Origin of the sequence: Flectobacillus sp. BAB-3569, from assembly GCF_002270355.1 — a bacterium.
Lineage (GTDB): Bacteria > Bacteroidota > Bacteroidia > Cytophagales > Spirosomataceae > Flectobacillus > Flectobacillus roseus.
Window position 1 is genome coordinate 35,119 of sequence record NZ_NJFZ01000009.1, and the last position, 12,916, is coordinate 48,034.

The following is a 12,916-nucleotide window of genomic DNA, read 5'->3' on the forward strand; positions in this document are numbered from 1 at the left end:
TTATAGTTTTTTTGTAAAAATAGGAGGCATCACAGATTTTGAGGATGGCACTCAATTTTACTAAAACAGTTGTAAACTGTATAAAAAAGAAAGTCCAAGACTAAGTCTTGAACTAGGAGATTTTGAGGAAATTTTAGACTTTGGCACTCAATTTTACTAAAACACTTGTAAACTGTATAAAAAAAGAAAGTCCAAGACTAAGTCTTGAACTAGGAGATTCAATTTTGTCCAGCTAAAAGCCATAGAATAGCCCTAATTTCTCAAGATGATTTTAGAGGTTTGAGACTTTTTACCTGTTTCTATTTTGAGCAGATACATACCTGTGGGTAGTCCCTGCAAGTCGAAGACCTCTTCTGTATTGGCACGAACCATTCTTGTATTTTGGACAATACTACCGCTCAAATCAATCAGCGTTGCCTGTGCATTTTCGGTCATTTTCACATAGACATACCTATTGGTGGGGTTTGGATAAACCTGACTAATTTGGTCTTGCTCAGTACCAGTAATGACCACCTTGGTAAGGTTTTTTAATACTCGTAATCCTCCAGTATTAGTACCAATGATTACATCAGGAAGCAAATCATTGTCCAAATCTCCAATGGCAATTGTGGCATTTCCTCCAATCAATAAGTTTTCAGACTTATTACTAAAACTGTTGAATATCAGACTAGTATCTGCTACAAATTGATTGGTGTTTTGCTCTTGGAAACTTCTATAAATACTCATATTGCCAGTACGATTCCCAACAAGCAAATCAGTTTTTCCATCAAGATTGACATCACCTGTTGTCAGAAATACATTACCTGCGATATAATCTGTTTGAAGCTTGCCTAAGTTATCATTTTGCACCACATACTTAGGTGATTGATTACTTCCAGTATTTTGGATAAAGCGAATATTTCCACGAGAGGTTCCATGTAAGATATCCATTTTTCCGTCTTTATCAAAGTCAAAAAAAGTGACAGATTCGCCAGCTAAAAAGTCTGTAAAGGTGGGCAATAAAACAGCGTTGCTCAACTGAATATTAAATGCTTGATTACGAGCTGCCTTGTTGGGAATATATCTGATTTCCATACCTTTAGACGAATTAGAACTAAAGCCCAAATCATCGACACCATCGCCATTAATATCAGCCACGAAGGGACGAACATCCAACAATTGCATAGATTTTAGGAGTCCCAAATAATCGGTATCCTTTACTTCAAATGTGTTATCGCCTTTATTTTCCAATAAAACCAAACCAGCTTTTACGCCAGTTAAGGTTATATTTCCGCTATATCCAATCACCAAATCTTTGTCGCCATCACCGTCAATATCGACCAAGACAGGAGAGGCGTTTTCTCCTAAATCGAGCATGGTATTTTGGAGAAAATTTTTACCCTGAAAATTCCAAATAGGCAAGTTATCTTTTCCTGTATTTTTATAAAACCATACAGATTGTTGAAAGTCAACAGTTCTTTCCGCACTGTCAAATCCGTTTGGTGCTGCCACTAAGTCTTTGATGCCGTCAAAATCTAGGTCTTCAAAATATACCGCTGGAAAGATAGGGAAATCAATGGCAGTGGTATTGGTGGGATACACATAGTTTGCCGACTTAAAAGAGGCGCGTTGTTGCGTACCCTGATTGATCAGCGCAGCAATATTGTTACAGGTGATATGTCCAAAAAGCACATCTTTTTTATTGTCACCATTTAAGTCAAGTAATAGCAAGGCATTGCCCGAATGAAGGACTTTTTGCGCACTAGGGTCTGTAGATTTTTGTCCAGCAGGTGTATCACCACAATCTATCCCAAACTGAAAATCTTGACATAATTGCTTGATAAAATCCCCCCAGCAATAACCGATTTTTACAAATTCGAGACGAGTTGGGTCGTTGTATTTCTCGACGGCATTATTTCTATGAAATTCGACAAAATCGCCCGAAGGATCAAATAATAAAACATCAATGTCGCCATCGTTATCGATGTCTGTAATCGCAGGAATATCGGTAGCGGTTACATTGAGATTGATTTTCCCTGAAAAACCGATGCTATAAAGTGGACTCGCAATCAATTGCCACGAAACCTTATCCGCAGTAGTGGTATTGCGGTACAATTTTAATCCTGCTGAGGAGTGCGTAAACAAATCTTTTCGACCGTCCTTGTCATAATCTACCAATAGCATCCAGTTTTGCAGTGTAGGGAATAACGTTTCGTATTGTGGTGCATATTGCCAATAATATACTCCAGAAGTATTCTTGGTAGCCAAAAAAGTAAATACCTTCTGGGCAGTACGGTCATAAACAACTAAGTCTTCTGGACCCTCGTTGTTGAGCTGACAAGTCGAAAACTGTGGGGCATTCAAACCACCTGCAAAGGCATTGACAAGGTTTTGTCCATTCTGGATGATTTTTACTTGGTCATTATACTTAAAAGATATTTCTTGGGCATAAATTTGAATGGAAGACCAAACGATATAGAGCGTAAGTAATTTTTTCATTCGATATTTGTTTGCTTATTTCGCAGTTGAATTATACGAAATAAGATGTGTTTTTAACAGATAACTAGTTTGTGAGGCTTAATTGATTATTAATCAGTATATTATTTTTTTTACGACAAAAAGGAAAAATCATCTTTTCTAAAAGACCCAATTGAATACAAAGAGGGTTGCATGTTTTTTCAAAATAAAGTAAAAAATAGCGTAGTCTTTATAACTAGTACGAGAGATTCTATTATTATCAAACCTTTTCTTCGGCAAATTGTTGATAACAACTAAACGACAAAAATGATGATTTCGGTTAGCGAATTATACCAAAAATACAAAGAATGTACTGGCGTATCTACCGATACCCGTAAGATTGATCAAGGAGTTTTGTTTGTGGCTCTTAAAGGACCCAACTTTGATGCCAACCAGTTTGCGACCCAAGCACTTGAAAAAGGTGCTGCATATGTGGTAGTTGATGACCCCGCTGTTGTTCAAAATGAACGTTATTTATTGGTCGAGGACGGTCTACTGGCTTTACAACAACTAGCCAATTACCATCGCAAACAGTTGAATATTCCTTTCGTGGGGCTCACTGGTTCAAATGGGAAAACCACCACTAAGGAGCTGATAAACTGTGTTTTATCCAAAAAATATAAAACGTATGCAACGCTTGGAAACCTCAATAATCATATTGGAGTACCTTTAACAGTATTGGCGATTGATGATTCGATAGAGCTGGCGATTATCGAGATGGGTGCCAACAAGCAAGGCGATATCAAGGAATTAGCTGAAATTTGTGAACCAACACATGGTTTTATTACTAATATTGGCAAAGCTCACTTAGAGGGTTTTGGTGGGGTAGAAGGTGTTAGAAAAGGTAAAGGTGAATTGTTTGATTTTTTATCAGAAAATCATAGAACCGTTTTTGTCAATATTGCTTCAACTCCAACTTATGAAATGACGCAAGGCAAAAACTTTGCTGAGGTAATTACTTATAGTGCTGAGCCAAGTACTGATTTTGCTACCGTAGTAACCTTGACTGAAGAAATCCCGAGCGTGACGTTTGAAGACTCGGACGGACATGCTTACACCACTCATTTGACGGGTAAATACAATTTCTTCAATATGTGCGCTGCCATTCGCATAGGGCAATATTTTGGCATAGATACTCAAACTGCTTGTCAGGCAGTGGCTGACTATGTGCCAAATAATAACCGTTCGCAGTTTGTTGAAAAAGGAACAAATCTTGTTTTGATGGATGCGTACAATGCAAACCCATCTTCAATGAATGCCGCTATTACCAATTTCAATAATTTGAAGGCAGATAAAAAAATGGTGATTTTGGGCGATATGTTTGAGTTGGGAGAGGAGGCAGAAGCAGAGCATAAAGCTATCGGAGAACTCTTGAAAAATTGTCAATTTGACTATATTCTTTTGGCAGGAAAATTGATGGAATCCGCTGTGTCTCAGTTACCCATTATGAAGGTGCATTACTTCCCAGACAAATTTGGTTTGCACGTATGGTTGCAAGACCATAAAGTTGAAAATACCCATATTCTCGTGAAAGGTTCGAGAGGAATGGGCTTAGAAAGTGTATTACAGTTTTTGTAAATCAATATGCTTTAAGCTGTAAGCTGTGGGCATTAGGCAAAAAAGTTTATATTCTTTCATGAATAAAACATTTAACTTTTTGCTTACGGCATATAGCTTACAGCCTAAAGTGTTACAGTGCAATTTCTCTAACTTTGTTTGAAAATATGAGTAATGATTCGTTTAAAGAACTAAGAGGGCCTAATCAGGGTGTCAATGGAATGCTGCGAGCAGGTATTGCTGTCGTGTCGGTGGTAGCGGCTGTGTTGCTATACATGGTAATTCAAAGCAATGATATTAAAAAAAGTCAACAAGAAGTCATCGAAGAAAAAGTTGTACAGTTGGCCGAGACTCGTATCAAGCTAGATTCTATTATGCATCAATTGGATAGTAAGATTGCAGAGATTCAAGAACTGGGAGGAGATATATCTGAGCTACAAAAAGCCAAAGCTAAGTTGGAGCTGGATAAGGCTCAACTACTCAAAAATACTTCTGAAGAAATTGCGAGTATTAAGGCTACGTATCAGGCTAAAATTTTGAATTATGAGTCACTACTAACTGTTAAAGAGCAAGAAATACAACGCTTGCGGGCAGAGAATACAGAATTGGCTTCACAAAATGAAGATCTTAGCGAAGAGAACACCAGTTTAAGGTCCGAAAAGTCTGCACTTGCCACTACTGCTGCTCGAATACGTGCCCAAAAAGAAGATGCGGATATTCGGAATAAGGCATTAGCCGAAAAAGTCTCACGTGCGACAGCCTTAAAAACGGAGTTTGTGAAAATTACAGGTATCAATCAAAAAGGCAGAGAATTTGATGACAGAAGAATGAGAAATGACAAATTAGCTCGTCTTAAAATTTCTTTTATGCTAGCCAAAAATGAATTGACCGAGCACGAAAAGAAAACCGTTTTCATTCGTATTCTCGATCCTGATGGGTCAACACTTTTTGATGCGGCAACAGGCTCAGGTAGTTTTATTTTTGAAGGCAAAGATTACGCGTACACCACCAAGGCTGAAATTTATTACGATAATATCAATCAATTCGTAGAAGTTGCCTACCACAGAGGCACGGCATATCGTTCGGGTAAATATACGGTTGAGTTGTTTGCCGAAGGTTTTAAAATCGGAATTGGCGGTTTTGAAATTAAGTAGGTATTCATGGAAGACTCACCCAAAAAAAGCACAATACAAGTCAAAGAGTTTTATTGATTTGTATTGTGCTTTTTCATTTCATAAAACACTGTACTATGAATTAAATAAATTATCTTTAATACTGTATGTTTTTAGATAATTTATCAAAAATATAAGCATTTATGTTTTATAATTTCTATTTTTTGATTCAATACCAAATGATTTATTGGTTTGCTTTTTAAATCTTCATAAAACCTACTAATTTTGTACTTTATAAAGAATTGAGTAAATAATCAAAAAACAATATAGCTATTTAAGTGGCTGAGATAGAGTTTTTTAAAAGCTTAATTTTTCAAGTGCTAGAAATAATAAAAGTAAAAAATAAATGTCAACTACAACACAACCGTACACTCCGTACAAAGTAAAAGACATCGCCCTTGCTGATTGGGGTCGCAAAGAAATTCGTTTGGCTGAAGCTGAAATGCCAGGTTTGATGGCGCTTCGTGCTGAATATGGTGAGTCTAAGCCATTGGCTGGTGCTCGCATCGCAGGATGTTTGCACATGACTATCCAAACTGCTGTATTGATTGAGACATTGGTAGCTTTGGGTGCTGATGTAACTTGGTCTTCTTGTAACATCTTCTCTACACAAGATCACGCTGCTGCTGCTATCGCTGCTGCAGGTATCCCAGTTTATGCTTGGAAAGGTATGAACGAAGAAGAGTTCAACTGGTGTATCGAACAAACTTTGTTCTTTGGCGAAGATCGTCAACCTTTGAACATGATTTTGGATGACGGTGGTGACTTGACTAACATGGTATTTGATAACTACCCAGAATTGATTGGTGGTATCAAAGGTTTGTCTGAAGAAACTACAACAGGTGTTCACCGTTTGTATGAGCGTTTGAAAAATGGTACATTGTATTTACCAGCTATCAACGTTAACGACTCAGTTACAAAATCTAAATTTGATAACAAATACGGTTGTAAAGAATCATTAGTTGACTCAATCCGTCGTGCGACTGACTTGATGTTGGCTGGTAAAGTAGCTGTAGTTGCTGGTTATGGTGACGTAGGTAAAGGTTCTGCTGAATCATTGCGTGGTGCTGGTTGCCGTGTGTTAGTAACTGAAATTGACCCAATTTGTGCGCTTCAAGCGGCAATGGACGGTTTTGAAGTAGTTACAATGGACGAAGCTGCTACTCGTGCAAACATTTTTGTAACAGCTACAGGTAACGTAAACATTATCAAAGGTCGTCATTTCTTAGCAATGAAAGACAAAGCGGTAGTTTGTAACATCGGTCACTTCGATAACGAAATCGATATGGCTTGGTTGAACGGAACTTACGGCGCTACTAAACAACAAATCAAACCACAAGTTGATTTGTATACTGTAGAAGGAAAAGAAATCATTGTATTGGCTGAAGGTCGCTTAGTGAACTTGGGTTGTGCAATGGGTCACCCTTCTTTTGTAATGTCTAACTCATTCTGTAACCAAACTTTGGCTCAATTAGAGTTGTGGTTGAACACAGACAAGTATGAGAAAAACGTATATATCCTTCCAAAACACCTAGATGAGAAAGTAGCGAAATTGCACTTAGCTCACATCGGTGCTAAATTAGAAGTATTAGACGAAGAGCAAGCTGCTTATATCGGCGTAACAGTAGAAGGTCCATTCAAATCTGACTTGTACCGTTACTAGGATTCTGTCCTAAAACGACCTATATATCAAAGCCTCAATTACTTCGGTAGTTGGGGCTTTGTGCTTTAATATAGAAGTCTCCAAATATTTTGAATTTATTCAAGAAGTCTACTAAATTTGGACAAATTCTCCCTTATCCTATCCATTAAAAAAATCAAACTAATTATTGTTCTTTAACCTCCGAAAAAAGAAATCTTAGGATTTGGACACTACTAAATCTTAAGTAGCTTTCGATTCGTTTGAATCGATAAGTTTTACATGAACCCAATACCTCAAATTATATACTCTGTTGCACAACCACTTACCTATTTGTTGAGTGAATTACTGATTTTTTTACTTTGTGCTTTATATGAAAGGTATTTTACATTGTGCTTGCTTTATTTTTTTATTGGTCACCTGTGAAGATCCGATATGGGGGAAAAATTTCGCTGCTGATTCTGTCAAAAAGGAAACAGAGCAGACTTATACGCCGTCTTCACTAACGCTTCGTTTGAGAGATAAACATTCCCGAAAATATATTTTTGGTCAATTCATCGTACAGTATGAGAATGGTCAAAAGACACTTATCGAAACTGCTTCTACGCATGTTGTCACTTTTACAAAAGAAACAAAACTGACAATCATCGCCCAATCAGAAGGCTATCAGAACCAACAACGAACCTTCCAAATTTTACTGGCTCCATTCGGAAAACATTATGAATTTGAAGCATTAATGGAAAAAGCAGTGGGGGTTATTCGTGTCAATGCCATTGACGCAGAGTCGAAGAAGAATGTCAAAAAAGTAAATTATATTGTCAAAAATATCGATACTGAAGAGTTACAAAAGTACCTAGCTATCAGTACAGAAGGCATAGTATATTTGAATTTGTTTGATTCACCTCTCAAATATGAACTCGAAATTTCGGCAAAAGGATATGAACCACAAACTATCAAATTAGACTCCTCAAGTCTCGACAGAGTGCTAAATTATATGTTGACACCAGTCAAAAAAGCGAGTGTCGTCATTCCAGTAGTGGCACAAGACCAGCTGACCAAAGATTTGATTCCTGTATTTGAGGTGGTTTCAACAAACTTAAAATTGACTGAAACCAAGCCCTACAAAGTACTTTTGGTAGATGGTGATGAAATAGACGTTGAAATAGCAGCTAAAGAATATCAAACCTATGCTAAGCATTTTGTCGTGACGGATACCCTGTTGAATCTTTCAAAATTGATTATTCCCCTCGAACGAAAAAGCTACACATTTCTCCTGAAATCCTGGGAAGATCAAGAACTTACAGAACATATTCAGGCTTCGTACAAAGTATTCGATTTAGAGACGAATACCATGCTACCCCTAGCTTTTCAAGGTCTATTTCCAATGGTCGAATTGTATCCTTCCAAAGAGTACAGTATTCATGTAGTTGCCAATGGCTACGAGCCTGTTATTACTCGTTTCGCACCTTTGAATTTTATCAAGAATAAACAATTTTCAATTGATTTTATTCTAAAAAAGAAAAAAGTAATAGCCAAAGCAGAGCCTAATCTCGTTATTCAATCAAAGGAGTTTGGGGTTATCGAAAAGGGTCGAGCTATTACTTTGCTCAATTTATATTTCGACCAGAGTAGTCCTGTTTTACGAAAAGAATCATTTCAAGAATTAGATTCATTGGTCAATCTTTTGAGAGATAATCCAAGTCTTAAACTCGAAATACGGGGTCATACCGACAATGTGGGAGATTTTAACTTAAATCTAAAATTATCACAAGACCGTTGCCAGTCAGTCATAGGCTATTTAGTGACAAAAGGTATTCAAGCGGATAGACTGAAGGCGGTCGGGCGTGGGCCTCTAGATCCCGTTGTACCAAATTCGACGGAAGAAAATAAAAAGAAAAATCGCCGTGTAGAGTTTATCCGACAGTGATATGATGGCAGATTTGGGAATGTTTGATTTCGGATTTCTAACTTACTATTTTACATTATTTCCGAAATCAGCAAGCCCCAATCAGCAATAATAAAAAAATTACATTCACAATTCACCACTCACAATTCATCACTATTATCTGATGGTGCTATGTAATACTTTAAATTATAAACTCAGAAAAAAAGCTTTTCCTTGAAAATCAGTATAAAAGCCCTCTCGTTTACTTTTTCGAGAAACAAACTTACTACCTTTATGTCTACTTCAAACCGTCGTCAGTTTTTAGCTGACTTAACTATGATTGGGGCTGCTTCTATGCTCTCACAATCGCTTTTTGCTGCAAAACCATCATCTATCAAAATTGCCTATTCTGCCATTACTTGGGGAGGAAAAGACCTCAATGCCATGCAGGATATTGCCTCTTTGGGATTCAAAGGAATTCAGCTTCGTGCCAATGCTTATGATAATTATAAAACGAAAGTTCAGGAGTTAAAAGACTTATTGAACCAGCATCATTTATCATTAGCTATGTTTTCTAGTGGTAATGTGGAGGTAGATACAGCTCGTATTTCAAGCAATGTGGATTACCACGTGGCACATGCGAGTTTTGTAAAAGCATTGGGTGGCGATGCCCTTCAATTGACTAATAGTCTGCGAAAAAATAACCAAGCGCCAACCAAAGATGAATTGAAAGCTTTGGCAAAAGTGATGAACCAAATTGGAGAACAAACAGCTGATTTGGGTGTTCAAACTACTTATCATAATCACATGCATCAATGGGGAGAAACACCAGAAGAGGTAGATATTTTGATGCAAGAAACGAATCCAAAATTTGTAAAAATGCTTTTGGATGTAGCCCATTATCACCAAGGAGGAGGCGTACCTGCCAAGGCAGTTGAGCAGTATAAAGACCGATTGTTTGCACTACATATCAAAGATGTGAAATCACCTCTAGCAGATAAACCAGACCCTAAAGCCTATAAATTTGTGGAGTTAGGACAAGGAAACGTGGATTTGCCAGCGGTATTTAAGGCTTTAGAAAAAGTTAAATTTAACCGTTGGGCTGTGGTTGAGTTGGATGGTGTACCCGAACCGAATCGCACACCTCTTGAATCAGCGACTATCAGCAAAGCCTATTTGAATGATACTTTGAAACAAAAAATATAGAATGTTTGAGCGTATCTGAGTGATATTGAATATCCAATTGAGTGATTTAGTGGTTGAGCGAATGAGTGATTGTTTAAAAATCTGTATTCTAGCGGTAGAGACGCAATGCTTGCGTCTTCAGTTGAGTCATCCCAAATTTTGACATTTGAGTTATTAACCAACTGTTTATCAAAAAATGCGATCGAAAAAATAATTTCGGTCGCATTTTTTAAGCTAAAATTCTAATTGACAAATCTTTAGACGCAAAGCATTGCGTCTCTACTAGAAAATGTAGATTAAAAATAATCACTCATTCGCTCAACCTCTAAATCACTGAATATAGAAATACCTCATGTTTTTGCCTTTTTCTACAAAAACACCTATCTTGCAGGGTTTTCAAAACCAACATATTATGAATTAACTATTTCCTCTAAGGTTTTGGTGTAGGCATTGGATAACCCTATCTAGTACACCCATTAGCTGACTTCTGACAGCGAGAATGCCCTTTCGAATATTCTTTACAATACATTTTCGGTAATTATTAGCTTTTTGATTTTAAGATAAGATACTTGTGATCTCATGAAAAACTATCATGCGAAATGATACTGTAGTTCATGCTATCATAGCGACGTATGGTCGTGTCTTATTAAAAAGTTAATGTTCTGAAAAGCCTTAAACAATCGCTAAACACTTCGTCGTTATGTCTGACAAGCGCAACCCTGCCATTATTTTTATTTTTATCACCATGCTCATTGATGTTCTTGGTATTGGTATTATCATTCCAATTTTACCAGACTTAATTGAGGAATTTGTTGGAGGAGGAACCTCCAATGCCGCTATTTATGGTTCAATGCTAATGGCATCTTATGCCGTAATGCAATTTTTGTTATCGCCTGTTATAGGTGGTTTGAGCGACCAATATGGTCGTCGCCCGATTATTTTAGCATCATTATTTGGCTTCTCGGTAGATTATCTATTATTGGCTTTTGCCCCTAATATTACTTGGTTATTTGTGGGTCGTTTGATTGCAGGCGTTACAGGAGCGAGCTTCACTACCGCAAGTGCATATATTGCTGATATTACCAAACCAGAAGACCGTGCCAAAAATTTTGGAATGGTCGGTGCTGCATTTGGTCTCGGTTTTATTATTGGGCCTGTTATTGGAGGTGTTTTGGGCGAAATTCATATCAAATTACCATTTTTTGCTTCGGCAGGACTAACGGCCATTAATTGGCTATATGGGTATTTTATTTTACCAGAATCTTTACCTAAAGAAAACCGTCGTCCCTTTGATTGGCGTCGCTCGAATCCAATAGGAACCTTGTCGAACATGACCAAATATCCTCTATTGTTTGGCTTGTCTATCGCGTTATTCTGTATCCAATTGGCGGGACAAACCAATCCTAGTACATGGGCATATTACACCAAACTCGTATTTCATTGGACTAAAACAGAGATTGGCTTGTCCCTAGGCTTTGCTGGCGTGGCAGTTGCTATTGTACAAGGGTTTTTGAGTAGAAAAATTATACCTAAACTTGGAGAGAAAAAATCTATCTTGGTTGGATTGGCCTTTTGGTCGGCTGGTTTTTTCTTATATTCTATAGCTTGGAAAGGTTGGATGATGTACGTCGTGATGATGCCTTTTGCCATGGGAGGTATTGCAGGGCCTGCAATACAATCGGTTATGACACAGCAGGTTGGAGCCGATGAACAAGGCGAGTTACAAGGTGGAATTACCAGTATATTTAGTATGACCTCCATCTTGGGGCCTATTATTGCCTCTAACTTATTCAGCTATTTTTCTTCTCCCAATGCTCCAATTTATTTCCCAGGGGCAGCATTTTTTTCGGGTTCGGTGTTGGCAGCTCTTGGACTTGTGATTGCGTATTTATCTTTTCCCAAAAAGAAAGTACAACCATCTGTCAGCGAATAATACGTTTTGTCCTAATTCCGTTTGATAAGTAGCAATAAATAAAGTAGCTTTCAAGCAGGAATTGGAGCTCAAAGGTTTGATTGAGGTAAGCCATAGGTTTAAATAGTATTTTGAAAAAATCATGATTACATTTCTGCCGAAAGCCTAATTGTTCAATCTGATCTGGAATTAAAATGTTGATAATTTAAAAAAAACATTCACAATTCATAACTCATAATTCAGCACTATTACTTAATACCTTATTAACTAAAACTAAACAAAAAATGAAGGTTTCAAAATTTTTAGTCTCTGCACTAGTTGTTGTCGCAACCACAGTGTCATCAATGGCTCAAACAGCCGAAGAAATAGCAAAAAACATATCGAAGCTATTGGTGGAGCAGAAAAATGGAAAGCCATTAAAGGCATCGAAATCAAGAATCGTATGTCGATAGGTGGGATGGACGTGGAGTCTAAATCTATTATTTTGGTAGGGAAGGGACTTCGTACTGAGGCATCTGTGATGGGGCAAAAAATAGTAACAGCCTTAGACGGAGATCAAGGCTGGACCATTCTTCCGTCTATGATGGGAGGTACTGGCGAACCTCAAGAATTACCGAATGCAGTGGCAAAACAAACTAAAGGTCAAATGAATTTTGGCGGCGCACTAATCGATTACGTTGAAAAAGGAGCTACGCTTGAATTGGTTGGCAAAGAAAAAGTTGACAATGTGGAGGCGTATCGTTTGAAATTGACAGAAAAAAATGGTGATGTAACCAATGTATTCGTTTCGCCATCGACATATTATATTGTTAAAACTACTGCTAGCAGAGTGATTAATGCCAAAAGTACAGATATTGAATTGTCTTTTTCAAATTTTAAAGCCGTAGACGGTTTGATTTTTCCATTCACTACCGAAATTCCATCACCGATGGGAGGAGGTCAAATGACAATGGAAGTTGATTCTATCAAATTGAATCCAACAATAGATGAAGCAATTTTCAAAAAACCTTCAAAAAAGTAAAATAGAGGATTTTTACTCTAAAATTCTGGTTTGAACCCATGAATGAGGA

General features: G+C 37.4%; 8 protein-coding genes. 7 read left to right on the forward strand and 1 reads right to left on the reverse strand.

Annotation, left to right across the window (positions count from 1 at the left end):
- Window positions 1–252: 252 nt before the first annotated feature.
- Window positions 253–2,478, reverse strand: coding sequence for a T9SS type A sorting domain-containing protein (locus BWI92_RS09450; protein WP_095162379.1), 2,226 nt, complete (start codon window positions 2,476–2,478; stop codon window positions 253–255).
- Window positions 2,479–2,763: 285 nt separating this feature from the next.
- On the opposite strand from BWI92_RS09450, the gene murF reads away from it, so the two are divergent.
- The 7 genes from murF to BWI92_RS09485 all read left to right on the forward strand — a co-directional run bounded on the left by murF (window position 2,764) and on the right by BWI92_RS09485 (window position 12,867).
- Window positions 2,764–4,074: a UDP-N-acetylmuramoyl-tripeptide--D-alanyl-D-alanine ligase gene (gene murF / locus BWI92_RS09455; protein WP_310588888.1), complete on the forward strand. Its 1,311-nt coding sequence runs from the start codon at window positions 2,764–2,766 to the stop codon at window positions 4,072–4,074.
- A 146-nt stretch (window positions 4,075–4,220) separates the two neighbouring features.
- Window positions 4,221–5,207, forward strand: a complete 987-nt coding sequence (locus BWI92_RS09460) for a hypothetical protein (RefSeq protein ID WP_095162383.1) — start codon at window positions 4,221–4,223, stop codon at window positions 5,205–5,207.
- Window positions 5,208–5,571: 364 nt separating this feature from the next.
- Window positions 5,572–6,888, forward strand: coding sequence for an adenosylhomocysteinase (gene ahcY, locus BWI92_RS09465; RefSeq protein WP_095162385.1), 1,317 nt, complete (start codon window positions 5,572–5,574; stop codon window positions 6,886–6,888).
- Between the two features lie 349 nt (window positions 6,889–7,237).
- Window positions 7,238–8,791 (forward strand): OmpA family protein, encoded by a 1,554-nt coding sequence (locus BWI92_RS09470; protein WP_229362919.1) that lies wholly within the window; start codon window positions 7,238–7,240, stop codon window positions 8,789–8,791.
- 252 nt (window positions 8,792–9,043) lie between these two features.
- Entirely contained in the window at window positions 9,044–9,955 is a 912-nt protein-coding gene (locus BWI92_RS09475) for a sugar phosphate isomerase/epimerase (RefSeq protein ID WP_095162387.1), read from the forward strand.
- A gap of 679 nt (window positions 9,956–10,634) precedes the next feature.
- Window positions 10,635–11,867, forward strand: a complete 1,233-nt coding sequence (locus tag BWI92_RS09480; protein WP_095162388.1) for a TCR/Tet family MFS transporter — start codon at window positions 10,635–10,637, stop codon at window positions 11,865–11,867.
- A 421-nt stretch (window positions 11,868–12,288) separates the two neighbouring features.
- Entirely contained in the window at window positions 12,289–12,867 is a 579-nt protein-coding gene (locus BWI92_RS09485) for an outer membrane lipoprotein-sorting protein (protein WP_095162391.1), read from the forward strand.
- The last annotated feature ends 49 nt before the right edge of the window (window positions 12,868–12,916 follow it).

What these genes read in the sequence shown, in the direction of transcription:
- BWI92_RS09470 (WP_229362919.1), top strand. Translation starts at nt 7,238, where the DNA reads ATGAAAGGTATTTTACATTGTGCTTGCTTTATTTTTTTATTGGTCACC.
- BWI92_RS09460 (WP_095162383.1), top strand. Translation starts at nt 4,221, where the DNA reads ATGAGTAATGATTCGTTTAAAGAACTAAGAGGGCCTAATCAGGGTGTC.
- BWI92_RS09475 (WP_095162387.1), top strand. Translation starts at nt 9,044, where the DNA reads ATGTCTACTTCAAACCGTCGTCAGTTTTTAGCTGACTTAACTATGATT.
- murF (WP_310588888.1), top strand. Translation starts at nt 2,764, where the DNA reads ATGATGATTTCGGTTAGCGAATTATACCAAAAATACAAAGAATGTACT.
- BWI92_RS09485 (WP_095162391.1), top strand. Translation starts at nt 12,289, where the DNA reads ATGTCGATAGGTGGGATGGACGTGGAGTCTAAATCTATTATTTTGGTA.
- BWI92_RS09480 (WP_095162388.1), top strand. Translation starts at nt 10,635, where the DNA reads ATGTCTGACAAGCGCAACCCTGCCATTATTTTTATTTTTATCACCATG.
- BWI92_RS09450 (WP_095162379.1), bottom strand. Translation starts at nt 2,478, where the DNA reads ATGAAAAAATTACTTACGCTCTATATCGTTTGGTCTTCCATTCAAATT.
- ahcY (WP_095162385.1), top strand. Translation starts at nt 5,572, where the DNA reads ATGTCAACTACAACACAACCGTACACTCCGTACAAAGTAAAAGACATC.